This window comes from Bacillus sp. ISL-4, from assembly GCF_018613275.1.
In the GTDB taxonomy this organism is placed as follows: domain Bacteria; phylum Bacillota; class Bacilli; order Bacillales; family DSM-1321; genus Peribacillus; species Peribacillus simplex_E.
In genome coordinates, this window is sequence record NZ_JAGGQN010000019.1 from 18066 (window position 1) to 42273 (window position 24208).

Below are 24208 nucleotides of genomic sequence, written 5' to 3' on the forward strand. Positions count from 1 at the left end.
TGACTGTTTCATCCAATGGTAGTATTATACATCTTATAACTGGTACGGACGTTGCAACGTCATTATCAGAAATAACTATAATTAAGGAGAATGTGCTATGGTCGAAACAAAAATGTTAAGAGGAACGAAAGTTAAAATGACACCAAGTGAAGCTATCGTTGAGACATTAGTGGCCGAGGGAGTTAAACATATCTCGGGAATTCTGGGATCTGCTTTCATGGATATGCTTGATTTATTGCCAACTGCAGGCATCCGGTTCATTGGTGTCCGCCATGAACAAAGTGCAGCACATATGGAAGATGCCTATTGTCGTGTCTCTGGTGTTGCAGGAGTTGTCATCGGGCAAAACGGACCTGGAATGACGAATATGGTCACCTCTGTTGCAGCGGCCAATCAAGCTCATACTCCAATGGTGGTCATATCACCTTCTGCTGGTACACCAACGGTTGGATGGGATGGATTCCAAGAATGTGATCAGGTTTCCATCTTCAAGGCCATCACTAAGGAAACGGTTAGAGTGACACACCCAGGCCGGGTCGCAGATTGCCTTAGGACAGCATTTCGAATTGCCTATGCCGAGAGAGGACCGGTTTTATTCGATATCCCCCGTGATTACTTCTATGGTGAAGTGGAAGATCAAATACTTCAACCACATCAATATCGTGTAGATGAACGGGGCTGCGGATCTTCTGTATCCTTGGATAGAGCGGCAGAAATTTTAGCTGAGGCTGAGTATCCTGTCATTATTTCCGGTAGGGGAACGGTCGATTCAGATGGCATCGAGGAAATTAAGAATATTGCAGAATATTTAACAGCTCCGGTAGCTGTCTCCTATATGCATAATGATGCCTTTCCTGCTGATCATCCATTGTCAGTCGGCCCAATCGGTTACATGGGTTCAAAGGCAGCCATGAATACACTAAAGAAAGCGGACGTCATATTGGCGGTCGGTACAAGATTATCGGTTTTTGGAACGTTACCATGCTATGACATTGATTATTTCCCTAAAGATGCACAAATCATCCAAATAGATATTAATCCAAGGCAAATAGCGAGGACACACCCTGTGGAAGTTGGGATCATCGGAGATGCCCGTGAAGCGAGCCATGAAATCTTGAAACGGTTGAAGGCCAGTAAACCTAACCTAAAACAAGAAAAAAAGCGGATGGTCGAAGTAACGAATGAAAAACAAAAATGGGAAGAAGAATTGGTGAAACTTGCGATGATCGATGGAACCCCGATCAATCCGCGTCGGGCCCTTTTGGAATTGACTAAAGTATTGCCTGAAAATGCCATCGTTACTACAGATATCGGTAATGTATCGTCAACTGCAAACGCTTACTTAAAATTCAATCAGAGCCGCAGGCATATCGCTGCGCTTACATTCGGGAACACGGGATTTGCTTACCCATCTGCACTTGGTGCCAAGTTAGCTGAACCGAACACGCCTGTTTTAGCCATTGTTGGAGATGGCGCGTGGGGCATGAGCTTACATGAAGTGAGTACGGCCGTTGAAGAAAACATACCGGTCATAGCATGTGTGTTCAATAATAATGCATGGTGTGCAGAGAAAAAGAATCAGGTCGATTTTTATAATAATCGTTTTGTAGGGGCGGATATCCAAAATCCTGATTTTGCAGAAGTTGCCCGATCAATGGGTGCTGTTGGTATTAGAGTGGAAAAACCTGAGGAGTTAGGCGCTGTCATTGAAGAAGCAATTAAATCAAACAAACCGACTGTCATTGATATACAAGTGGATGGGACACAATTAGCTCCTCCATTTAGAAAAGATGCATTAAAAATGCCTACTAGATTATTAGAAAAATATTCTCATTTAGATCATAAAAACTGGGATAAATAATGGTGTGAAAAGGTGATATGACAGGTGCGATGACTTGATGAACTATTTTGGTCATCGCACCATCACCAATTCGCTCTATAAAGGTCTGTAACAGCATGGGAACTTAACTTAATTGCGTTCAATGAATAATAAGGGGGTTTCAATTGTGAAGATGGAAACTGAAACGAAAGACCTTGTTCAAATGGATAAAGACCATTTATGGCATGCGATGCATCGCTATAATGAGAAGGATGCTCCCATGATGGCTACAGAAGGATCGGGCTCATGGTTTACAGATACTAAAGGTGATAAATATCTAGATGGGGTTTCCGGTTTATGGTGCTTGAACCTGGGTCACGGGCGAAAAGAGATTGCGCAGGCAGCCTATGAACAAATGATTAACTTATCTTATTTCCCTTTAACGTTAAGCCACAAGCCGGCAATCGAATTATCTGCAAAAATAAGTGAACATTTAAAGGGATCCTATACAACTTTTTTTACGAACAGCGGCTCTGAGGCCAATGAGACAGCTTTTAAAATAGCCAGGCAATATCATTCCCAAAATGGCAATCAGGGTAAATACAAATTTATCTCTAGGTACAGAGCTTATCATGGCAATACTTTTGGCGCGCTAAGCGCAACCGCACAGGCAAATCGGAGAGTGAAATATGATCCTGCGGTTCCAGGTTTCCTGCATGTGCCACCGCCGTACAGTTATCGGAGTTCGTTTGGTGAAAACGTTGAAAACTCCGATTTGCTTGCAGCTGAATATATCGATCAGGTCATTAACTTTGAAGGGGCTGAAACGGTAGCTGGTGTTATTCTTGAACCATTCATCTCTGGTGGAGGGGTCCTTATTCCTTCGAAAGAATACTTAACGAGGGTTTCGGAAATCTGTAAAAAGCATGATGTTCTTTTAATTGTGGACGAAGTGGTTTCAGGTTTCGGAAGAACCGGAAAAATGTTTGGGTTCATGCACTCCGATGGGGTTCAACCGGATATTGTTACAATGGCAAAGGGTTTGACCAGCGGTTATCTTCCCCTTGGAGCAACGGCAGTGAATTCCAGGATTTATGAGAAATTCAAAGAGAACGGAAATCTAAATCATTTCAGGCATGTGTCAACATATGGAGGCCACCCTGCATCTTGCGCAGTTGCGTTAAAGAACATTGAAATTTTGGAAGATGAAAAAATCATTCAACGTGTATCTGAACTTAGTGAATCGACACTAAGTGAGCTCTTTGAATTGAAAGCCCTGGATAAAGTGGGGGAAGTTCGGGGTGTAGGGTTTTTATATGGCATTGAATTAGTGGATGATAAAAAGACAAAAACGCCTGTTTCCGATGAGTTCATGGGTAAAATAATCGGTGCTTGCAAGGAAAAGGGTCTTATCATCGGCCGAAATGGAGATACTGTTCCTGGATATGGAAATGTATTGATCATTGCACCGCCTTTATCCTCGACCGTTGAAGATCTACGCTTTGTCATAGAAACGGTTAAATCCGTTTTATATGAATTATGCTAACCAAAATAGATGATTGAGCTTTAGGGGCTATATATACGAAAAATGAAGATGGGCATGATTTGTCTAACCGTTATGACATCCATGTCCATTTTTTCATGGAGGGTCTAGCAGTGGGAAAACTGGAGAATCCGAATAGGAGGAAATATGCAATCAAAACATAGGTTATTGGTAGTTCTTGCACATCCCGATGATGAGTCATTCCTGTGTGGCGGAACCATTGCCAAAATGTCTGAGCGAGGTGTTCATATTACATTACTTTGTGCGACAAAAGGCGAAATGGGCAGGCGCATGGGAAATCCCATTCTTACAACAAGGGAGGCATTGCCTGAACTAAGGGTAGAGGAGTTAAAAAGAGCTTGTGAAGAATTGGGGATAAACGACCTGCGATTTTTAAACGTAAGGGATAAAACGATTGAATTTGAAAGCTTCGATCTATTGGCGGAGAGAATCGTAAAGGTGATTCGTGAAGTACAACCGGATGCACTAGTAACATTCCACGAGAAATATGGGGGGCATCCAGACCATTGTGCGATTGGCCGTGCTGCCGAATTTGCTTTTCTAAAATCCGGTGATCCCAACTTTAATCCAGATCCAGTATTTCCAGCTTTTAAGGTTCATAGTCTGTACTTTGTCCTTTGGCATGCTTTTTATGATGAATGGATAAAGGAAAACGGGCTGAGCAGTATCACAAGAGTGAATATAGCAGGGACTTTACAGAAAAAGATTCGTGCCTTAAGGTCTCATCGTTCCCAGACCCTAGCCGTTCCTGAATTGTGGGGGAATCAAAATCCAAGCTTGCCTTTTTTAAAGAAATCCGAGTGTTTTATCAAAGGGAATTCACCTACTAATATAGAAGAAACCGATTTTTTTCAAACGATTGAAAGGTTGGGATGATACGTAATTTGGGCTTTAGTTTATCTGGAAAGGGGGAAGGAATATATGGAATTAGAAAAATATGAGCCACTGGAAGAAACACCACAAGAGCAGCAAAAATTGCTTCAAAACAGTGTGGTTTTATGGCTGAGCGGTATCGCTTTCACTTTTTTTATTGCTCTCTTAGGCTTGGGGCTGTCCAAGATTGCAGGATTCAATCGAATCGGTCCACTTGCTTGCTCGATCATCATTGCCGTGATTTATCGTCAAATTGCGGGATATCCTGAAAAGTTCCGGACGGGAATAGAATTTTCCGCAAAAAAACTTTTGCGTTTTGCCATTATTTTATACGGGTTGAAATTAAATATCGATGTGATTTTCAATCAGGGTTTGCCATTGTTGGTACGTGACATAGGAACAGTGACTTTTGCTATAGTCGTGATGGTCTTGATTGCCAAGTGGTTTAAGGCAGATGCCTCCATTTCCCTTCTTCTTGCAGTAGGAACTGGGATATGCGGCGCAGCAGCCATCGCGGCAATATCTCCTATCGTGAAAGCGAAGGAAGAGGATACAGCCATAGGGGTCGGGATAATCGCGTTAATGGGAACACTTTTCTCCATTGTTTATACACTTTTACGTCCGATCCTTCCGCTATCTGATTTGGATTATGGAATTTGGTCTGGGATCAGTCTTCATGAAATCGCCCATGTTGCCTTGGCGGGAGCACCGGCTGGTGAAGATGCGCTAGCGATTGCACTTCTTGCAAAATTGGGCCGTGTCTTTTTACTTATCCCATTATGTTTCATTTTTATGTATTGGATGAAAAAACGCACATCCGGGAAAATGGGCCATGATGCCAAAATTGATTTTCCATGGTTCCTCGTTGGTTTTATAATCATGAGTCTAATAGGAAGTTATGTGTTTGGAACGTATATCACTGTGTCTCCTCTCGTAATGGATGGTATTTCCAAAACGACTACATTTATATTGACAATGGCCATGATCGGTCTTGGACTGAATGTTAGCCTGCAGGCACTGCGGACAAAAGCCATGCGTCCTCTTTTAGCCATGACCATTACCTCTTTGCTGCTTTCGATAATCTCGTACTTTATCGTTTAATAGATAAACTTTTCTATTTTTGGCCATTAAATATACCTGAAACGTGATGAAGGTTGCATATAGGATAAGCCCTGAATACATAGATCTATTCAGGTTTGTTTTCATCTGAAGAAACGTTTTATTGGAAAAGAAGGAGTGGGAAATAGGGGAAATCCTAATTAAGGAAAAAATCGACCGCTAGCATGTTTGAACATTATAACTATTTGGTTTACAATATAAGAACTGATACGAACATTACGATGTCTTTTTCAGTTTGGAGGAAATTTTATGGAGTTAGACTTTAAAAATCCAATCCCTTTACATGCTCAATTGAAAACCATATTGGAAAATCAGATTTTGGAAGGTTATTATAAAGATAAAATCCCAAGTGAAAGGGAACTCATGGATATGTATTCTGTCAGCAGGAGCACTGTACGGGAAGCAGTATCCATCCTGGTCCGTGAGGGGATATTGGAAAAAAGGCATGGGAAGGGAACGTTTGTTTCCCTTAAACCTGTACAAGAATGGCTTAAGATGATAAGTTTTACGGAAACCACTAAAGGCATGGGGATTGAACTATTAGATCATGGCCGTGTAATGACACCTGAAAATATAGCTGATGCAAATGGATTTGAGGATGAATCTTACCATATTAAAAGGCTGCGGTTACAGGGGGATGTTCCCATAGCCATAGAATTGCATTATTATTCTTTGGACCTAGGAAAAAAATTGACGAAATTCGATTTAAGTACAACCGTATTGTATGATGCACTCGAAGGTGATCTAAACATTGACTTTTGTGAAGCGGAACAAATCATAACCTGCGGCTTTCCAACAAAAGAAGATGCAGAACATTTGGGTATAGCCGAAACGATGTGCTTGCTGATTACAGAACGAATGATTTTTGATTCTGATGGTAACTTAGTAGAATATTATAAAGGGTTATTCCGATCGGATATGTACTCATTTGCAATGAAAATGTCTCGGAAGAATTGATTTTGTACATAAAATGACCTAAGCCCTTTCCAAGAGAGTTGAAAGGCTTAGGTCATTTTGAAAATCTACCAGTATATTCAATATACGACTACATGCTGCCATTGTTATGATTAAAAGCATTCATGCTGGAAAGTTTTTTTGAATTCATAAGAAAGTATCCCTATACTGAGATTGTTTTTTAAATCGTATAAATCATGCATGCTCTTTTTTAGACCTGTTCATTACATGCCTTACTTCAAGATCTGGAATATCAATGTATGTCCACCGTTTTCAGCCGTTTGGTTTTGGTGGGCTTGCCATCCTCCAATTTAGCTGAAATAAGCCCAAGTGCCACTCCAAGCAGCGCACCTGCCCCCACTTCCACAGGCTGATTTCCGAGCAGTTCATTCAGTTCTTTCTCACGCTCCACATACTCAAAGCTCGGAAACTCTCCAGAAAATTTCGCCATATTATCTTCAAGATCATTCACAAGCTTAGCAATTTCGCCTGTATGGCGCCGAATCCCCTGAGCATCATACATCACAATCACGCCAAACACTGTCGCAAGCGATGTTTCCGTATGCAGCCAGCCCTTATTCGCTGCCACATAGGATGCCAGTGCGGCCACACCTGCAGAGTGCGAACTAGGCATGCCGCCTGTTGTGAAAGCCTGCTTCAAGTCCCACTTTCCCGTCAGCTTATTATGCGTTAAAATTTTCAGTCCCTGTGCAATGCCAATCGCCGACAGCGCCGTTAAAATTCCCCGATTCATCTTTTCCATGAGCAACTCCTCCACTCCAGACCAGTCCAACCCAATCCGGGAATTTATCTTCTTTCTTTTGATACCCAAAAAATAATTTTTATATGCGGAAGTTCCATGATTATCGGCATTTATTAAAAGTTTACTTTTGTTAAGTTTCATGTATATAATGGCTCTTTTTTCAGTGTCCGATTATTTCACAATAATATTTATAGGATGGGTACCTTAAGGAAAATATATAACGGAAGATTATTAATATGGTGTTAAGGGTGGCAATGGAATGAACAAGATCAAGGATATAAATCCGGAAGAGTTTAAAAAGATCATGAAGGTAACCGAGCGAATGTCTTTTACAAAAAACTTCAGGTCCGCCACGGCTGAAGAATGGTTTGTTTTCATTCCCGGCTTTAATGATCCAGTTACTGAAGGAGCTGCTGGAAAGGCTATAGTGCACTACAATCTATATGGAAACAAAGATATGTTCATTAACACGACAGTAATTCTGGATGACCCTGTTCTATATGAGGAAGAAAATTTCCAGCTTGTTTACTCAATTTGTGATGAACTTATTAATCGTCTAGTAGGATACGCTGATACTTTACTGTCAGTACACGCAGGTTCAAATTCTTATAATGCTGAATACAAACGATAATGTTCGTAAAAGAACAAGGAGGAAAAACAGTGCATCATAATCTGGTTCAGTCAATAATCGAACAATCAGTCAAGCTTACAAGTGAAGCAGATTGGGATAAACTCATTCAACAAGTTAAAAATTCAAAATTTGTTTTGCTTGGAGAGGCATCCCATGGAACATCCGAGTTTTACACGGCCCGAGTTGAAATAACAAAAAAACTGATTCAAGAAAAAGGGTTCACCTTTGTAGCCGTTGAAGGGGATTGGCCCGCATGCCAGGCAATTAATAGGTATGTTAAAGGCTATGACCAAGTATCTAAATCCGCAAAGGATGTGCTTAAAATTTTTGATCGCTGGCCGACCTGGATGTGGGCAAACGAGGAAATGATAGACCTGATTGAATGGATGAAAGAATACAATGAGTCTGGACAAAATCAAATAAAAGTTGGATTTTATGGGATCGATATCTATAGTCTTTGGGAATCCATGGATGAAGTTATCCATTACTTAAAACAAATTGATTCGCCTGACCTCGAAGCTGCAAGACAGGCGTTCACATGTTTTGAGCCATTCAATCGTAATAATGAGGAGTACGCAGTTTCCGCAGGCCTTTTTTCAGAAGACTGTATAGAGGAAGTAGCCAAATTACTGACAACCATACAACGGAAAAAAGAAAAATACCCCCATCATGAAGAATTGAATTTGAATCTTCAAGTGAATGCATTAGTAGCATATAATGCAGAAAATTATTACAGGACGATGGTGGTTCATGATGATAAATCATGGAATATTCGAGATATGCATATGGTGGATGCACTAAATGAAATTATGGATTTTTACGGTTCAAAAGGCAAGGCGATTGTATGGGAACATAATACCCATGTTGGCGATGCCAGCGCTACTGATATGAGAGATTCCGGGATGATTAACGTAGGGCAGGTCATTCGTGAACAAAACCAAGCTGAGGATGTATTTATTACAGGTTTCGGAACCTACACTGGAACTGTCATTGCAGCAGATGAGTGGGGCATGGATCTTGAAATAAAAACAGTACCCCCTGCAATTAATGGAAGTTGGGAGGAGGCTATGCACCTTTCAGGGGCGTATGATAAGTTGCTCATTTTCACCGATGAAAATCGGCAGCTATTCCAAGATAGGATTGGACATAGGGCGATTGGGGTTGTATACAGACCGGAATATGAACAATATGGAAACTATGTACCTTCTGTTATGTCAGATAGATATGATGCTTTTATTTACATTGATGAAACTCAGGCACTTCACCCGCTTGTTCATGAAACAGCACCCGTTGTGTAATAAGCTTGTGATTAATCCATAAATCTACAATTTCAAGACGATGAAGATCCATTCATACAAAAATAATATCTCTCTCATATGCGGGTTGGATAATAACTATGATAAGGAATTTGGCATAATCATTATCATTGTCACTAAATCATTGAAGGGCGGATAAGGGCCACTGTATATGTGTGTCCCTTATCCGGTAAATAGTTCACAATACCAAGACCGGTTATTAAAGCAGTAGTAGACCCATAAATTCTGGGTTTTTCCTTTTTAAAAGCGAATTTAAAAGTATCGTATGGAAAAAATCGACCAAAAGGGCATCAAATGGTGATGTTCCACGGTCTGATTGTATCGTTAAAGAATAACCTAAGGTTAATAGTATGATCCCATCAAATATAGGGTAATGTTTGTTTTACTCACATTTAACACACTTATTCATTCTTTAATTCTTTTATCATTAAAAGATGTGGACCGCCATCTTCCATAAAGACATCGGATGAAGTCTGATAGCCGAGTTTTTTATAAAAACCCTCTGCCTGTGTTTGCCCATGTAATTTAACCTTGGATAGTTGCTTTTCCTTTGCAATCTCTTCTAACGTTTTTATTATTATTTTTCCAAGGCCAAATTTACGGTAAGGCTCTAAGATGCAAATTCTCTCCAATTTACCTAAACCATCAACAACTCTTAACCTTCCAGTTCCGACTGGTTTTTCATTATAATAGACTAATATGTGTTCAGAAGAAGCATGAAGTGCGTCAAATTCATCAAATTCTGTTTCTAATTGGAAACCTTGTTCCTCAACAAATACTTCTTTTCTGATATGAAAGGCTATTTTTAAATCATTTTCTGTAGTAATTCTCTTTGATTCCAATGTTCTTCATCCCTTTTCTAGATTTATGTAATAAGACAAGTCATAATAAATGTATATCCTTTTTTAGTATAACGAAATTATTTTTGTTGTAAATACAACAAAAAAAGTTAGGGGCACTTTGAATGAAAGAAATACTCCGTGAAATTGGAATGATAGCAAGGGCATTGGATTCTATAAGTAATATAGAATTTAAAGAATTTGACCTTACAAAAGGGCAATATTTGTATCTTGTCCGAATATGTGAAAATCCAGGAATCATTCAGGAAAAGTTAGCAGAAATGATAAAGGTTGACCGAACGACAGCGGCTCGCGCCATTAAAAAACTTGAAATTCAAGGTTTTATTGAAAAGAAAAATGATGAGGGCAACAAAAAAATTAAAAAGTTATATGCTACTGATAAAGGTGAAAAGGTCTATCCCTTTTTGAAAAAAGAAGGAGAGTATACCGACAATGTTGCATTATCTGGATTTTCTTTGGAGGAAACGGAAACGATGTTGCATCTTCTTCAAAGGGTCAGAAAAAATATTGAGGTAGATTGGGAATTTGTGAAAAAGGGAAATAAAAGGGGATATTGATACAGCTTATAAGTTATCACTGATTCATGGATGTCTAATGGAACGGTTGTGGATAGAAAATTTATAAAGAGAGGCTCGATTCCGATTGGAAATTGAGCCTCTTTCTTATTATCCAGCTGCGTTTTCAGTAAACTGACTATTGTAAAGATCTGCGTAGAAACCATTCACCCTTAAAAGGTCAGAATGCGTTCCCTTCTCTATCACTTTTCCTTGATCCATAACAAGAATCAAATCTGCATCCTTAATCGTTGAGAGACGATGGGCAATGACAAAGCTAGTTCTTCCTTCCATCAGTCGGTTCATGGCTTTTTGGATAAAGACTTCGGTCCGAGTGTCCACACTAGACGTCGCTTCATCCAATATCATGATTGGTGGATCTGCTAGAACAGCTCGGGCAATTGTCAAAAGCTGCTTTTGACCTTGTGAGATGTTCGAAGCTTCTTCGTTTAAGACTGTCTCATAACCATCTGGCAGTGTACGAATGAAATGATCGGCATGTGCCGTACGAGCAGCCGCAAAAATTTCTTCATCAGTTGCTCCATTTTTGCCATAAGCGATATTTTCTTTAATCGTGCCATTAAAGAGCCAGGTATCTTGTAGCACCATCCCAAAGTTCTTTCGAAGATCACTCCGGGACATACTCCGTGTATCAAGACCATCAATATTAATCTTTCCGCCATTGAGTTCATAAAATCTCATCAAAAGATTTATCATGGTCGTTTTTCCAGCACCAGTCGGTCCAACGATTGCGACCGTCTGTCCAGGCAAGACATCGATGTTCATATCTTTAATTAACATTTCTTCCCCATATCCAAAGTCCACATGTTCGAAAGTGACAGCACCATTTGCCCTTTTTATATGAGCTGTGGTTTGTTCTTTCATTTCCTCTTCTTCATCAAGTAGTTCAAAAACACGCTCAGCTGCTGCAACCGTCGACTGAATAATGTTTGCGATGTTAGCCGTTTGCGTGATTGGCTGGGTGAACTGCTTTGAATAAGTGATGAATGCTTGAATATCACCAATTGAAATTGAACGTTGCGTTACCAATATTCCGCCGACAACGCTGATGAGGACATAGCTCAAATTTCCGATAAAGAACATCAGGGGCATGATGATACCAGATATAAACTGTGCTCTGCTTCCCGCTTTATACAATTCTTCATTGACCGCAGTAAACTGGGCACTCGCCTTTTTTTCATGTCCGAATGCTTTAACGACTTGATGGCCGGTATACATCTCTTCAATGTGCCCATTTAATTGTCCGAGTTTACGTTGTTGATCGGCAAAGTACTTTTGGGATTTTTTTAAAATAGGCCGGATTGCAAATATTGATAAAGGTAAGCTGACTATCGAGATTAATGTCAATAACGGGCTAATTGAAAGCATCATGATGATAATTCCCAAAATCGTTACGATTGATGTGATGAACTGCGTTAAGCTTTGCTGAAGGGTGCTCCCGATTGTATCAATATCATTTGTCATTCGGCTAAGTGTTTCTCCGTTTGGACGTCCTTCAAAATATTTGAGTGGAAGTTTCTCGAGCTTTTCGTTAACATCTTCTCGAAGATCATATACCGTGTCTTGTGCAACACTCGACATAATGTATTGTTGTACATAGTTGAAAAGGCTGCTTAAGGCATACAGTCCAGCAAGGAGTAGAAGGATATGGCCAATTTTATCAAAGTTAATGGCTGCTCCTGGTATTCCTTGGAATTTCCCATATGCTCCTTCGAATAATTCCGTAATTGCCGTTCCCATGATTTTTGGTCCGACAATCATAAATATCGTACTCATGATTGCAGCAAAGAACACGGCAATCAATTTGTTGCGCCGAGGTTTTAAATAGGTCAAAAGACGTATAAGTGTTCCTTTAAAATCTTTTGCTTTTTGACCCATCATCATCATGTTACCGCCACCAGGACCATGCCCAACCTGACCGCCGCTTTGAGGTTTTTTTTGATTACTCATGCAATTTCCTCCTCCGTGAGCTGTGATAAGGCGATTTCACGGTATATGTCGTTTGTACTTAGCAACTCTTGGTGTGTTCCCATACCTACAATGTGTCCTTCGTCTAACACAATGATTCGATCAGCGTCAACCACCGTACTGACACGCTGGGCAACGAGAAGTACCGTCGAATTTTTCGTTTCATCTTTCAAGGCTGCGCGAAGGTTGGCATCCGTCTTGAAGTCAAGTGCAGAAAAACTATCATCGAATATATAAATATCGGGTTTCCGAATGAGTGCCCGTGCAATCGAAAGCCGTTGTTTTTGCCCGCCTGATAGGTTTGAACCGCCTTGTTCGATTTCTGCCTGATAGCCGTCCTTCATGTTGCTGATAAAATCTTCCGCTTGCGCGATCCGAGCAGCATGCTCAACTTCATCTTGTGTGGCTGTTTGTTTTCCAAAGCGAATGTTTTCAGCGATCGTACCTGTAAAGAGGACGGCCTTTTGTGGTACAAAGCCAATTTTTGAACGAACTTCATCTTGTGATGACTTACGAATATCAACACCATTGACGCGAATCGTTCCACTTGAAATATCATAGAAGCGAGGGATCAAATTGACCAGCGTTGTTTTCCCTGAGCCTGTTCCTCCGATTATTGCAGTGATTTCACCAGGACTTGTAGAAAAACTAATATCGGATAATGCAGGTTCTTCAGCTCCTGGGTAACTGAACGTCACATGTTCAAATTCAAGTGTACCGTGTTCACGATCTGCCTTTTCTGTCCCCTCATCAAGGAATGAAGGTTTCATGTCAAGGACTTCGTTTATCCTTGTTGCCGAAACGGCCGCTCGTGGAACCATAACGAACATCATGGATGCCATAACGAGAGCGAACATAATTTGCATGACATATTGGATAAATGCCATTAAGTCCCCAATCTGCATACCGCCGTTATCAATACGAATCCCACCAAACCAAATGATGCCAACAACCGTCAAGTTCATGACAAGCATCATTACAGGCATCATGAAGGCCATGATTTTATTGACTTTGATCGAGACATCCGTCAATTCTTTATTCGCTTTCTTTAGACGTTCTTTCTCTTGTGTTTCACGATTGAAGGCTCGAATGACGCGAATACCAGTTAAATTTTCTCGTAATACAAGGTTCAACCGGTCTAATCGTTTTTGCACCGTTTGAAAGAGCGGTACACCTTTATATAGAATAAGCAAGATCGAGCCAATCAATAAAGGCATTGTGACAACAATGACAAGGGATAATTTTGCATCCATGGATACAGCCATGATCACTCCGCCGATTAACATGATAGGTGCACTGATAACCATACGAAGCATCATGATAACCACTTGCTGGACTTGCGTTATATCATTGGTCGTCCGTGTAATCAATGACGCCGTACCGACTTCATCAAATTCTTGTAACGAAAATTTTTCAACATGATTAAAGACTCTTAGGCGGAGATCGCGTCCCATCCCCATTGCCGCTTTGGACGAATAGTAGCTTGCGATTATGGATGCACAAGCGCCAAGTGCGGAAACCAACAGCATCAAACCACCGATTTTCCAAATGTATGGAGTGTCTCCTTGAACGACGCCTTTGTCAATAATATCAGCCATTAGTGTAGGCAAAAAGAGATCCGACATGGATTGAATAAAAACCAGACCGATAACTGCTGAAATTATCCACTTATAAACGGATAAATTTTTCAGTATTTTTATCATTTTGAACACTCTCCTTGTTCGGTAGCTTGTGCTTCTAAAAAGTTTGTAATTTGAAGATGCGTTTCTAGCAACTCTTCAAACTGTTCTTCGGAAAGCATTTCAATGGCAGTTTGAAAGACTTGGTGAATGCTTCCTTCGTGAAAATGAATCGTTTTTAATAAATTTTTCCCCTGGTCGGTGATTGACAACTGAATCTCACGCCGGTTGCCCTCCACATGCTCACGATGGAGCATGCCTGCCCGAACGAGACCATCGACCGCTTGGCTTAAGGTGCTTTTTGGAAGAAATGTTTTCTCCCCGACATTTTTTTGAGTGGTCTCTTTGTAAAGGGTAATGGTCATCAAAATGGAATATTGAGGAACTGTTAATCCATTTTCTGCGGCTGTCTTTTGAACGAACCGCATTATATTTTTCTGCACGTTCCAAAATGAACGCAATAGTTGTACGGAACGCATTAATTGTTTTTCATTCTCCACTCAACATCACCATTCTTTCTGTTTTGAACTGTTCCATTTCGAACATTTAATTTTATGAATCATTTTAATTTACAACTATTTTTCCGCTTAGTCAACAAAAAAATGATCACATAATTTCGGTGTTTATCTAAACCTTGATCGTACATAAAAAATAAGCTTTGTTCCTGCAGAAAAACTGAATTTTCTAGGTGTTTCATCATGTTTTCGCGTGAAAACATCCAATTTTTTATGTACTTGATTCAATAGACATAAAAATGTCCTTTTAATAGAGTGAAATTAGTTGGAAATTTGAGATGAAAAGTGGTAGGATAATATTGCATTGAGTTAGTACCAGGTAATAATACTAGATGATAACGCATTTGAGGGTGTTATATGGCAAGCACGCATACATAAACGAGATTTTTCTTCCTTAGATAAATAACCGGATTTAAGTTTGTTTTAACAGAAAAATGTTTTAATTATTAGGAGGGATGATGACATATGGTTGAAAACCGTCATCTACAGGCAGGTCTAAGTGATGAGCAGGTGCTTGAGATGTATAGAATAATGTTATTGGCAAGACGTATAGATGAACGGATGTGGCTGTTGAACAGATCTGGAAAAATTCCTTTTGTCGTTTCTTGTCAAGGGCAGGAAGCAGCTCAAGTGGGAGCTGCATTTGCATTGAATCGTGAAAAGGATTATGTACTTCCTTATTATCGGGATCTCGGTGTGGTGCTTGCGTTTGGGATGACCGCAAGGGATTTAATGTTATCCAGTTTTGCAAAAGCGGAAGATCCAAATTCGGGCGGGCGTCAAATGCCTGGGCATTTTGGGCAAAAAAAGAATCGCATCGTGACGGGATCTTCGCCAGTTACCACCCAAGTGCCACATGCAGTGGGAATTGCACTCGCTGGAAAAATGGAAGGAAAAGATATTGTTTCATTCGTTACATTCGGTGAGGGTTCATCAAACCAAGGTGATTTCCATGAAGGGGCGAATTTTGCAGGTGTACATAAACTTCCGGTTATCTTAATGTGCGAGAATAATCAGTATGCCATTTCCGTACCGATTGAAAAGCAATTGGCTTGCGGGAAAGTGTCGGACCGGGCCATTGGTTATGGCATGCCAGGGGTGACGGTTGATGGAAATGACCCGATCGAAGTATACCGGGTGGTGAAAGAAGCGGCCGAGAGAGGCAGGCGTGGAGAAGGACCAAGCTTAATCGAAACGGTTTCATACAGGCTTACACCACACTCAAGCGATGATGATGATAGTCAATACAGATCGCCTGATGAAGTGTCGGAGGCAAAAAAAATAGATCCGATCATCACTTTCGGTGCCTACTTAAAAGAAGCAGGAATCATGGATGATCAAATGGAGAAACAAATGAACGAGGAAATAATGGAAGTTGTGAACGAAGCGACGGATTATGCGGAAAATGCTCCATTTGCAAATGAAGACACGCTCTCAAATTACGTTTACGCAAGTAAGTAAGGAGGAAAGAAGATGGCAGTGATATCTTATATAGATGCCGTAATAATGGCGATGCGGGAAGAAATGGAACGTGATCCCCGTGTATTTGTATTAGGTGAAGACGTAGGGGTAAAAGGCGGTGTGTTTAAAGCGACTTCAGGATTATACGAACAATTCGGGGAACAGCGTGTCATTGATACACCGCTTGCTGAATCCGCAATCGCAGGAGTTGGCATCGGCGCGGCCATGTATGGAATGAGGCCGATTGCGGAAATGCAATTCGCTGATTTTATCATGCCCGCAATCAACCAAATCATTTCGGAAGCTGCAAAAATCCGTTATCGCTCAAATAATGACTGGCATTGCCCTATCGTCATCAGAGCTCCATACGGCGGGGGTGTACATGGGGCGTTATACCATTCACAATCCGTTGAAGCCATTTTTGCCAATCAACCGGGACTTAAAATTGTCATGCCCTCTACACCCTACGACGTGAAAGGGTTATTGAAAGCAGCCATTCGCGATGAAGATCCGGTCCTTTTCTTTGAACATAAACGTGCCTATCGCCTTATTAAAGAAGAAGTGCCGAATGATGATTATGTTTTACCGATTGGTAAAGCGGATGTAAAACGTGAAGGCGAGGACGTTACAGTTATTACTTACGGCCTTTGTGTTCATTTTGCGCTTCAGGCAGCTGAAAGGCTGGCCAGTGATGGCATATCCGTTCATATACTTGATTTACGAACCGTTTATCCATTAGATAAAGAAGCCATTATGGAAGCTGCATCTAAAACAGGAAAAGTCCTATTGGTTACTGAAGATAATAAGGAAGGGAGCATCATTAGTGAAGTATCGGCGATCATTGCAGAAAACTGCCTCTTCGATCTCGATGCCCCAATCATGAGACTCGCGGGCCCGGATATCCCTGCGATGCCATATTCACCACCATTGGAGAAATCCTTCATGGTGAATCCAGAAAAAGTGGAAAAGGCACTGAGAGACCTTGTTGCCTATTGAACGGACCTTAAAATAGAACACAAAGCATCCTCCAACTGGGGGATGCTTTGTTTGTTCCCTTGATTTAATCATGCCGATAAAAAATCAATTAAGGAAATTGCCAAGGATGTCCGTGAACTTGACCAAAGAGTACGAACAGTTAAGTTGAAATCTGAAAATATGCAGAAGGGTACTTTACAATTAATAGATGCGAACGTTTGGTTCAGTTCGTTTAATCGTTATGGCAATTTCACTGATGTTTTTACCTTCAACGTATTCTTTTGCAATCAGTAGAAAGCATGGCTTAACAAAATCATTCATTTGATTTGAAATCTGTGGCATTTTTATCCTGCCTTTATAAGGTTTTGTTTATTCTATACCGAATTTGTCAGAAAATAAATTTCAAGTTCATCTTATATATATGAAATCCATAACAATGTTTGTCATAATAAGAAAGTAGGAAGGGGGAACATCATGCTTCGATTATACGGGGCTTTAATCGGCCTTAGTTTGATATGGGGTTTATCGTTTGTTTTCATGAAGTGGCTGCTCCCGTCAGCGGGCATTTGGGGGATTGTGTTTCTCCGCTGTTTGGGGGGTGCAGTTGTTCTGCTTCCCGTTTTATGGTGGAAGCGCAGTGAAATCAACTGGAAATTACCATGGAAAGCGCTGGGTGTTGTCGGAATCTTCAATTGCGGATTAGCATGGGGTTTAATAGCTTTAAGTGAAACAGAGATTAACAGCAGCACGGCATCGATTCTTAATGCCACCACTCCGATCTGGACGGGGATCATCGGATTTATCATGTTTTCTTATGTTTTAACCGCCCGACAATGGATGGGCATTCTTATCGGTTTTTTCGGAATTCTAGTATTGATGGATTTTCAAGTAGGTCAGCTTTTCGGCAAGGAATTCATCGAGATTGGGACAATGCTGCTTGCGTCCACCTGTTATGGTTTTGCCGGCCAATATACGAAAAGATTTCTTTCCAGTACCAGCATATTGGTCATTACTACGTTTACGCTGCTCACGGGTGCCTTTATCGGTTTGATCGGGATGCTAATAACAGATCCAATTAAGCCAGTGATGTTGATGGACCCGCTAACGATTTTCTCCATAGTCGGTCTTGGATGCTTTGGCTCTGGGCTCGGCCAGCTGATCTATTTCTACATCAATAAAAATGGCAGCCCAGAGTTAGCCGCAACGGTTACATACCTTATTCCTGCAAGCGCTATGGTTTGGGGGTATGTCCTGCTTGGAGAAGCGATTAATCCTAATGTAATTATTGGCTTGCTGATTATCTTCGCTGGGGTTTATCTTTCTTCTAAGAAGTCGAAAGAAAAAGATGGTGCTAACTCTTCATCCGGAAAACAAGGGGAATTGCGTCATGTAAAATAAGAAACCAAAACGAAATAGCCCTCACGTAAAGGTTTTGTCTTTACCTGGGGGGCTTTCGTATTGTAATACTGATTCAATTTAGCAAGACAAGTGATTGATCGTCTTTGCCGCTAATTATAACTATAGATAGTAACCCATATTCGGAATGGCATTTGCTTTAGAATGGATATTCTGTTTCCATAATTCTTTCGAAAGATATTTAGAACTAAATGAAAATTGACAGTGTTTTTTAAAAAGTTATTTTGACATTGAGATATATTAATTTGAGATAATTTGTTGACAGTGAATTTTATTCATGATAAATTATCCTTAAGTAAAGATATATTAATTAAAGATAATAATGAAAATTATGTAAAACCTTTTCCAACCCCTTTAATGAATAGCTACTTTTCTTGAAGGAAAAATATAGGGGATTAATTCACAAGCTGAACATCTAAAAATTGAATCGTTAATGGGAGGAATAATTTATGAATGGATTAAAAGGTATACACCATGTAACGGCCATAACAAGTAGTGCAGAAAAGAACTATGAATTTTTCACAAATATATTAGGCATGCGTTTAGTCAAGAAAACTGTTAACCAAGATGATATCCAAACCTATCACCTGTTTTTTGCCGACGATGTTGGCGGTCCAGGTACTGACATGACATTCTTTGATTTTCCTGGTATTCCTAAAGGAGTGCATGGGACTAATGAGATTTCAAAAACATCCTTCCGTGTACCGAATGATGCGGCATTGGAGTTTTGGGTTAAGCGGTTCGACCGTTTAGAAGTAAGGAATACAGGGATTCAGGAACAATTTGGTAAAAAGATCATTTCATTTGTGGATTTTGATGATCAGCAATATCAATTGATTTCAGATGAAAACAATGAAGGGGTTGCAGCGGGTATTCCTTGGCAAAAAGGACCGATTCCCCTGGAATATGCCATTACAGGATTAGGACCAATTTTCATTCGGATCGCCAACTTCGATTACTTTAAAGAAATGATGGAAAAAGTTCTATTATTCAAAGAAATAGACAAGGAAGGATCTTTTCACCTATTTGAAGTAGGGGAAGGTGGGAATGGTGCACAAGTGATTGTCGAGCATAATTCGATCCTTCCTCAGGCACGGCAGGGTTTTGGGACTGTTCACCATACAGCCTTCCGTGTTGAAGACCGTTCCGTTCTGGAAGAATGGATCAAACGAATGGAAAGCTTCCAATTTCATACGTCCGGTTATGTTGATCGTCACTTTTTTGAGTCGCTTTACGTACGAGTGGCGCCGCAAATATTATTCGAGTTTGCCACGGATGGTCCTGGATTTATGGGGGATGAGCCGTATGAAACGCTTGGGGAAAAGTTATCTTTACCACCGTTCCTGGAACCGAAAAGGGATCAAATCGAAAAGTTGATCCGTCCCATTGATACAGTAAGAAGCACCAAGGAATTCATTAAAGAATAATTGACAACCTTTAGCGAATGATATATTGGTTTATGCCTATACTAAAACAGGTAGAAATAAAAAATGGAATAATCATTTGAAATAGAAAAAATGCTCTGGAGGAATGAATCATGACAAAAGATTTTTACACGGCGATTAAAGAGAGACGATCATATTATGGAATCAATAAAGAAGTCCAAGTATCTGATGAGAAAATTAAAGAAATTGTTGAATTTGCGGTAAAACACACGCCATCGGCTTTTAATTCACAAACTTCCCGCCTTGTTGTTTTGACAGGATCGGCCCATGATAAATTATGGGATATTACGACGCAGGCTTTAAGGAAAGCTGTTGGAGATAGAGATTTCTCTGGTACTCAACAAAAAATGGATTCCTTTAAAGCGGGATATGGGTCAGTATTATTCTTTGAAGATGAATCTGTTGTGAAATCACTTCAAGAACAATTTGCAACTTATGCCGATAACTTCCCAATCTGGTCTCAACAAACATCAGGCATGCATCAATTAGTTGTTTGGACTGCACTTGAAGCAGAAGGATTGGGAGCAACTTTACAGCATTATAATCCTCTAATTGATGATGAAGTGAAAAAAGAATGGGATGTTCCAAGTAACTGGAAATTGATTGCGCAAATGCCATTTGGAAATCCAACAGCTCAACCGGGTGATAAAGAATTCAAACCACTTGAGGATCGTATGAAATTTTATAAATAAAGAGTACTGATAAGAGTAACTTTGTTGAGAGCCAATTCTAATTGGCTCTTTTTTGTTTGTGCCCATTTGCCCATATTTTTTCAGTATTACAATAAGATAAAATATTTTCACTATATTTTGTTTATTGCCCTGTGTGGAAAGTGATTATACCTTATGTAAAAGTTTTATAAGTAATAATTTTGCTTTTTATTCAATTCTTTAAAAATAAGAGCTATTCCTTGGTCAAGTTTTTGTATATTTGTATTGGACACGTTTAGTTTTAATATTTTTTCCTGGTGAAAGCCATCTATATAATTTTGGCCAATAGTCTCTACCAGTACTTGTTGATTTTGTAAGTTTTTGATGAGGCGAGCACTATTTAAACGATGAGGCAGTACGATATGTGCGTTCATACATATGGATGCTGGGCGATTAAAGCCTGGAGTAGAGTACTTTTCCAGAGCATCATACAGCAAGTTTGCACGCCCTAAATAGGAGAGCCGTACCTTGTTTCTATGGCGTTCAAACATGCCGCTTTTTATGTAGATTTCCAAGGCTGCTTGTGAAATCATGGAACTATCAATATCAGCTGTTCTTTTATATAGTTGGAAGCTGACGGCTAATGGTTTAGGCAATACGGCAACACCTATGCGTAGTCCTGGAAACATTATTTTAGAGAAGCTTTTTAAATAAATGACCATTTGATGAGTATCCCCGGAAAAAATGGGGTCTACCTTCATATTCTCTTCGAAATCTGCTAAATAATCATCTTCTACAATATAGACACCATACTTTACAGCAAGTTTTAGTATCTCTTCTCTGTCCTTTTTAGAGTAAGAAGTCCCTAACGGATTATGGAAACGAGGCATCGTATAAAAGAATTTAATTTCCTGACGGCTAAAAATCCGCTCTAATTCCTCTAAATCAATACCTTCTGCAGTTCGTTGGATTCCTAGCACGGAAATCTTGTACGCTTTCAATTGCTCCACAAATAGATGATAACTAGGCTGTTCAACAAGTATATCGGTACGTTCATTTGGAAAAGGGATGAACGTTAATAAGGAAAGTGCTTGTTGCACGCCCGAAGTAATGAAAATCTGTTCTTCTTTGGCGAAAACCTGATACTGCTCTAATTGTTTTTGTATTACTTTTATTAAAGAAGGTAGTCCTTTTGGAGTGCCATAGATAAACAATTCTTGCTGATAGGTATCGATGGCTTTGTTGATGCAATGTTGAAAGTCATGATACGGAAATTGATGCCAAGCGGGAGCGGAAGTAACAAAGTCGATTTCCGCTGTTGGTTCACTTTTACCATCAAATTCTTTTTGAACGACATAATATCCACTTTTAGGAACTGCGTAGATTAAATGCTTCTTTTCCAATTCTTGCAGAGCTTTCAAAACTGTACTTTTACTACATTGATGTTGTTCGCTTAATTGACGAATCGATGGGAGTTTAAAGCCCGCTTTGAGCTGTCCATTCTGGATGAGAGATTCAAATTCATTACACAAAGCTACGTATTTTAACATGAATACCTCCTAAAAACTGTACCGTTACAGATGCTTTTTATTTGTATTGTATCGTAGTGGAACTTTTAATACGATACTAACTACCGGCCGGGTGTTGAAAAGGAGGATTTACTCAATATGCCAGAACATAAAAAAGCCTATATTGCGGCGATACTATATGCTTTTATTATTGGATTTTCATTTATTTTTACAAAAATATCATTAATGGAAGCGAGTCCGCTAGATACATTGGCACATCGATTTACGATGGCTTTTTTGATCGCGATAATTTTTAAGCTGTATCGGAGGACATCAGTGAAAATGAGCGCAACCGATACTTTGAAAATTCTTCCGTTGGTTTTCCTTTATCCAATTTTATTCTTTACATTTCAAGTGTTTGGGCTCGTATATATCTCATCTTCAGAAGCGGGTATTATTCAAGCGACCATACCAATTTTCACGTTATTATCAGCTTCATTATTTTTGAAAGAATACGCAGGTAAAGGTCAAAAAATTTCCCTTTATTTTTCTGTGATGGGGGTTATCTTTATCTTTGTCATGAATGACTTGCAACTTGCGGCTCACAGTTTGAAGGGAACGATTCTGATCTTATTATCCTCGATTGCTGCCGCTCTATATAATGTGGTAGCGAGGAAGGTAACGAAGCAATATTCACTATTTACGTTAACTTATGTGATGACGTTCTTTGGTTTTGTGACTTTTAATAGTATGGCCGTCATCAACCATATAATTAACCAATCTATTAGTAGCTTTTTATTACCCTTCACAAGTAGTGCATTCCTCATTTCAATCGTATATCTTGGGGGAATATCGTCACTGCTTACTGCTTTTTTATCAAACTATGCATTATCTATATTACCAGCATCTAAAATGAGCGTTTTTAGTAATTTAGCGACATTGATTACGATTATAGCAGGGATAATTTTCTTATATGAATCGATTCATTATTATCATGTTATAGGTGCAATGATTATTCTTGTTGGGGTAATCGGCACGAATTATTTTGGTGGAATTCAATCAAAGCATATTAGTAAGACTATTGCCGATCCATTGCTGAAAAGAGAGGTAAAGTGAATGAATAAATATGTGTTGTTACTCTTGATTAGTGGTATATGGGGATCTCAATTCTTCTTTATTGCATTAGTCATAGAAAATGTTGGGGTTATTACATTGTCAGCCATCAAAGCTTGTATCGGCGGTATCTGTTTACTCTTCTTTTAGTTTTTTTTTATCAAAAGAAGAGCGAAGAGTACCTAGGAGTTATTATAAATGGTATATAATCATTGCTTTTTTCGAGGTTGTACTACCATTTGTGTTTATTGCACAAGGCCAGAAATCGGTGCCTAGCAGTTTCGCAGCGGTGCTGATTGGAATGGTTCCCGTCTTTACCATCCTCTTTTTACTAGCATTTTTCAAAAGAAAAAGCACAAAGCCGGAGATTACAAGTATCCTATTCGGATTTGCAGGTATTGTCTTCCTTTCCTGGCCAACACAAGGATTCCAAGACCATTCTAACAGTATTCAGGGTAACATCCTATTGATATTGGCTGCCATGAGTTTTGGATTATCATTGATTTTCATGGAGAAATTAAACGAGGGATCTTCCGTTATTCATATGAGAAATGTATTACTGATTGCCAGTGCATTGCTCATTCCCATGTCCCTTTTGTTTGAGCAATCTTTCAAATTGGATTTAGCACGATCTCAATCTATCTACTTATCGATTTTAGGCATTTTCCATGCAGGTGTTGTTTATGCATTATTTAATAGGCTGATTCGGCAAGAAGGCGCATTATTTACTTCATATAGTAATTATATAGTGCCTGTCATCGGAGTGATTTTAGGCTTTTTCCTTTTACATGAAGCGTTGTCTATTCATCAGTTGATTGGAATGGGTATAATTATGATGTCATTAGTTTTTTTAGACGGAAAAATAATAACCAAGTTGATAAGAAAGTAGTATTTGGATTATATGTGCTCTGGTCCGATATCTTTAATTGTACTAATTAAAGCAGTAAGTGTAGAATTCGTATATTTAACGAATCCAAATTGAGAAAAGGGGAGCAGGTTTAATA

Annotated in this window: 22 protein-coding genes and 2 pseudogenes; 16 read left to right on the plus strand and 8 right to left on the minus strand. The window is 39.6% G+C overall.

Annotation, left to right across the window (positions count from 1 at the left end; genetic code table 11):
* Positions 1–97: 97 nt before the first annotated feature.
* From xsc to J7J00_RS15390, 5 genes are all read left to right on the plus strand, one after another.
* Complete coding sequence (xsc, locus tag J7J00_RS15370) at positions 98–1861, plus strand: sulfoacetaldehyde acetyltransferase (RefSeq protein ID WP_214791899.1); 1764 nt, start codon at positions 98–100, stop codon at positions 1859–1861.
* Between the two features lie 151 nt (positions 1862–2012).
* Positions 2013–3365, plus strand: a complete 1353-nt coding sequence (locus tag J7J00_RS15375) for an aminotransferase (protein ID WP_214791987.1) — start codon at positions 2013–2015, stop codon at positions 3363–3365.
* 144 nt (positions 3366–3509) lie between these two features.
* Positions 3510–4259, plus strand: a complete 750-nt coding sequence (locus J7J00_RS15380) for a PIG-L deacetylase family protein (protein ID WP_214791901.1) — start codon at positions 3510–3512, stop codon at positions 4257–4259.
* Positions 4260–4304: 45 nt separating this feature from the next.
* Entirely contained in the window at positions 4305–5357 is a 1053-nt protein-coding gene (locus tag J7J00_RS15385) for a YeiH family protein (protein WP_214791903.1), read from the plus strand.
* A gap of 267 nt (positions 5358–5624) precedes the next feature.
* Complete coding sequence (locus tag J7J00_RS15390; protein ID WP_207437798.1) at positions 5625–6332, plus strand: GntR family transcriptional regulator; 708 nt, start codon at positions 5625–5627, stop codon at positions 6330–6332.
* 250 nt (positions 6333–6582) lie between these two features.
* On the opposite strand, the gene J7J00_RS15395 is transcribed toward J7J00_RS15390, so the two are convergent.
* Positions 6583–7092, minus strand: a complete 510-nt coding sequence (locus J7J00_RS15395) for a divergent PAP2 family protein (protein ID WP_214791906.1) — start codon at positions 7090–7092, stop codon at positions 6583–6585.
* Between the two features lie 259 nt (positions 7093–7351).
* On the opposite strand from J7J00_RS15395, the gene J7J00_RS15400 reads away from it, so the two are divergent.
* Both J7J00_RS15400 and J7J00_RS15405 read left to right on the plus strand, forming a co-directional pair.
* Positions 7352–7723, plus strand: a complete 372-nt coding sequence (locus J7J00_RS15400; RefSeq protein WP_214791908.1) for a hypothetical protein — start codon at positions 7352–7354, stop codon at positions 7721–7723.
* Positions 7724–7752: 29 nt separating this feature from the next.
* Positions 7753–9021, plus strand: a complete 1269-nt coding sequence (locus tag J7J00_RS15405) for an erythromycin esterase family protein (RefSeq protein ID WP_309487177.1) — start codon at positions 7753–7755, stop codon at positions 9019–9021.
* A 200-nt stretch (positions 9022–9221) separates the two neighbouring features.
* Here the strand turns inward: J7J00_RS15405 and J7J00_RS28125 are convergent.
* Both J7J00_RS28125 and J7J00_RS15410 read right to left on the minus strand, forming a co-directional pair.
* Positions 9222–9406, minus strand: a pseudogene (locus J7J00_RS28125) (YitT family protein); the annotation flags it as partial.
* Positions 9407–9440: 34 nt separating this feature from the next.
* Positions 9441–9881 carry a GNAT family N-acetyltransferase gene (locus J7J00_RS15410; RefSeq protein WP_214791912.1) on the minus strand — a complete coding sequence of 147 codons (441 nt, stop codon included), beginning with the start codon at positions 9879–9881 and terminating at the stop codon, positions 9441–9443.
* A gap of 122 nt (positions 9882–10003) precedes the next feature.
* On the opposite strand from J7J00_RS15410, the gene J7J00_RS15415 reads away from it, so the two are divergent.
* Positions 10004–10456: a MarR family winged helix-turn-helix transcriptional regulator gene (locus J7J00_RS15415; protein ID WP_214791914.1), complete on the plus strand. Its 453-nt coding sequence runs from the start codon at positions 10004–10006 to the stop codon at positions 10454–10456.
* A gap of 108 nt (positions 10457–10564) precedes the next feature.
* Here the strand turns inward: J7J00_RS15415 and J7J00_RS15420 are convergent, their stop codons facing one another.
* Genes J7J00_RS15420 through J7J00_RS15430 form a run of 3 tightly spaced genes read right to left on the minus strand, consistent with a single transcriptional unit; the run spans position 10565 to position 14621 of the window.
* The gene (locus tag J7J00_RS15420; RefSeq protein WP_286201378.1) at positions 10565–12424 is read right to left on the minus strand and encodes an ABC transporter ATP-binding protein; all 1860 of its coding nucleotides are present in this window, start codon (positions 12422–12424) and stop codon (positions 10565–10567) included.
* Positions 12421–14145, minus strand: coding sequence for an ABC transporter ATP-binding protein (locus tag J7J00_RS15425; RefSeq protein ID WP_214791916.1), 1725 nt, complete (start codon positions 14143–14145; stop codon positions 12421–12423). The genes J7J00_RS15420 and J7J00_RS15425 overlap by 4 nt, the downstream gene beginning before the upstream one ends.
* Positions 14142–14621 carry a MarR family winged helix-turn-helix transcriptional regulator gene (locus J7J00_RS15430; protein ID WP_214791918.1) on the minus strand — a complete coding sequence of 160 codons (480 nt, stop codon included), beginning with the start codon at positions 14619–14621 and terminating at the stop codon, positions 14142–14144. The genes J7J00_RS15425 and J7J00_RS15430 overlap by 4 nt, the downstream gene beginning before the upstream one ends.
* A 480-nt stretch (positions 14622–15101) precedes the next feature.
* On the opposite strand from J7J00_RS15430, the gene J7J00_RS15435 reads away from it, so the two are divergent.
* From J7J00_RS15435 to J7J00_RS28895, 3 genes and pseudogenes are all read left to right on the plus strand, one after another.
* Positions 15102–16097 (plus strand): thiamine pyrophosphate-dependent dehydrogenase E1 component subunit alpha, encoded by a 996-nt coding sequence (locus J7J00_RS15435; RefSeq protein WP_214791920.1) that lies wholly within the window; start codon positions 15102–15104, stop codon positions 16095–16097.
* Between the two features lie 12 nt (positions 16098–16109).
* Entirely contained in the window at positions 16110–17093 is a 984-nt protein-coding gene (locus J7J00_RS15440) for an alpha-ketoacid dehydrogenase subunit beta (protein ID WP_214791921.1), read from the plus strand.
* A gap of 78 nt (positions 17094–17171) precedes the next feature.
* Positions 17172–17264, plus strand: a pseudogene (locus J7J00_RS28895) (hypothetical protein); the annotation flags it as partial.
* 9 nt (positions 17265–17273) lie between these two features.
* Here J7J00_RS28895 and J7J00_RS15445 read toward each other — a convergent pair.
* Positions 17274–17414, minus strand: a complete 141-nt coding sequence (locus J7J00_RS15445; RefSeq protein WP_214791923.1) for a hypothetical protein — start codon at positions 17412–17414, stop codon at positions 17274–17276.
* A 132-nt stretch (positions 17415–17546) separates the two neighbouring features.
* Here J7J00_RS15445 and J7J00_RS15450 point away from each other — a divergent pair, with 132 nt between their 5' ends.
* The 3 genes from J7J00_RS15450 to J7J00_RS15460 all read left to right on the plus strand — a co-directional run bounded on the left by J7J00_RS15450 (position 17547) and on the right by J7J00_RS15460 (position 20625).
* On the plus strand, positions 17547–18470 hold the full coding sequence (locus tag J7J00_RS15450) for a DMT family transporter (protein ID WP_214791925.1): 924 nt from the start codon (positions 17547–17549) through the stop codon (positions 18468–18470).
* 467 nt (positions 18471–18937) lie between these two features.
* A complete protein-coding gene (locus tag J7J00_RS15455; protein WP_214791927.1) occupies positions 18938–19915 on the plus strand; it encodes a ring-cleaving dioxygenase in 978 nt (325 codons plus the stop codon).
* A 110-nt stretch (positions 19916–20025) separates the two neighbouring features.
* Positions 20026–20625, plus strand: coding sequence for a nitroreductase family protein (locus J7J00_RS15460; RefSeq protein ID WP_214791929.1), 600 nt, complete (start codon positions 20026–20028; stop codon positions 20623–20625).
* A gap of 164 nt (positions 20626–20789) precedes the next feature.
* Here the strand turns inward: J7J00_RS15460 and J7J00_RS15465 are convergent, their stop codons facing one another.
* Positions 20790–22133 carry an aminotransferase-like domain-containing protein gene (locus J7J00_RS15465; RefSeq protein ID WP_214791930.1) on the minus strand — a complete coding sequence of 448 codons (1344 nt, stop codon included), beginning with the start codon at positions 22131–22133 and terminating at the stop codon, positions 20790–20792.
* Between the two features lie 117 nt (positions 22134–22250).
* On the opposite strand from J7J00_RS15465, the gene J7J00_RS15470 reads away from it, so the two are divergent.
* A complete protein-coding gene (locus J7J00_RS15470) occupies positions 22251–23207 on the plus strand; it encodes a DMT family transporter (protein WP_214791932.1) in 957 nt (318 codons plus the stop codon).
* Positions 23208–23286: 79 nt separating this feature from the next.
* The gene (locus tag J7J00_RS15475; RefSeq protein WP_214791934.1) at positions 23287–24093 is read left to right on the plus strand and encodes a DMT family transporter; all 807 of its coding nucleotides are present in this window, start codon (positions 23287–23289) and stop codon (positions 24091–24093) included.
* The last annotated feature ends 115 nt before the right edge of the window (positions 24094–24208 follow it).

Bases quoted from the DNA above. Each gene is read 5' to 3' on its own strand.
- J7J00_RS15380 (WP_214791901.1), top strand. From the start codon at position 3,510: ATGCAATCAAAACATAGGTTATTGGTAGTTCTTGCACATCCCGATGAT.
- J7J00_RS15375 (WP_214791987.1), top strand. From the start codon at position 2,013: ATGGAAACTGAAACGAAAGACCTTGTTCAAATGGATAAAGACCATTTA.
- xsc (WP_214791899.1), top strand. From the start codon at position 98: ATGGTCGAAACAAAAATGTTAAGAGGAACGAAAGTTAAAATGACACCA.
- J7J00_RS15450 (WP_214791925.1), top strand. From the start codon at position 17,547: ATGCTTCGATTATACGGGGCTTTAATCGGCCTTAGTTTGATATGGGGT.
- J7J00_RS15445 (WP_214791923.1), bottom strand. From the start codon at position 17,414: ATGCCACAGATTTCAAATCAAATGAATGATTTTGTTAAGCCATGCTTT.
- J7J00_RS15400 (WP_214791908.1), top strand. From the start codon at position 7,352: ATGAACAAGATCAAGGATATAAATCCGGAAGAGTTTAAAAAGATCATG.
- J7J00_RS15395 (WP_214791906.1), bottom strand. From the start codon at position 7,092: ATGGAAAAGATGAATCGGGGAATTTTAACGGCGCTGTCGGCGATTGGC.
- J7J00_RS15385 (WP_214791903.1), top strand. From the start codon at position 4,305: ATGGAATTAGAAAAATATGAGCCACTGGAAGAAACACCACAAGAGCAG.
- J7J00_RS15440 (WP_214791921.1), top strand. From the start codon at position 16,110: ATGGCAGTGATATCTTATATAGATGCCGTAATAATGGCGATGCGGGAA.
- J7J00_RS15475 (WP_214791934.1), top strand. From the start codon at position 23,287: ATGTTGGGGTTATTACATTGTCAGCCATCAAAGCTTGTATCGGCGGTA.
- J7J00_RS15390 (WP_207437798.1), top strand. From the start codon at position 5,625: ATGGAGTTAGACTTTAAAAATCCAATCCCTTTACATGCTCAATTGAAA.
- J7J00_RS15455 (WP_214791927.1), top strand. From the start codon at position 18,938: ATGAATGGATTAAAAGGTATACACCATGTAACGGCCATAACAAGTAGT.
- J7J00_RS15425 (WP_214791916.1), bottom strand. From the start codon at position 14,145: ATGATAAAAATACTGAAAAATTTATCCGTTTATAAGTGGATAATTTCA.
- J7J00_RS15470 (WP_214791932.1), top strand. From the start codon at position 22,251: ATGCCAGAACATAAAAAAGCCTATATTGCGGCGATACTATATGCTTTT.
- J7J00_RS15435 (WP_214791920.1), top strand. From the start codon at position 15,102: ATGGTTGAAAACCGTCATCTACAGGCAGGTCTAAGTGATGAGCAGGTG.
- J7J00_RS15460 (WP_214791929.1), top strand. From the start codon at position 20,026: ATGACAAAAGATTTTTACACGGCGATTAAAGAGAGACGATCATATTAT.
- J7J00_RS15415 (WP_214791914.1), top strand. From the start codon at position 10,004: ATGAAAGAAATACTCCGTGAAATTGGAATGATAGCAAGGGCATTGGAT.
- J7J00_RS15420 (WP_286201378.1), bottom strand. From the start codon at position 12,424: ATGAGTAATCAAAAAAAACCTCAAAGCGGCGGTCAGGTTGGGCATGGT.
- J7J00_RS15465 (WP_214791930.1), bottom strand. From the start codon at position 22,133: ATGTTAAAATACGTAGCTTTGTGTAATGAATTTGAATCTCTCATCCAG.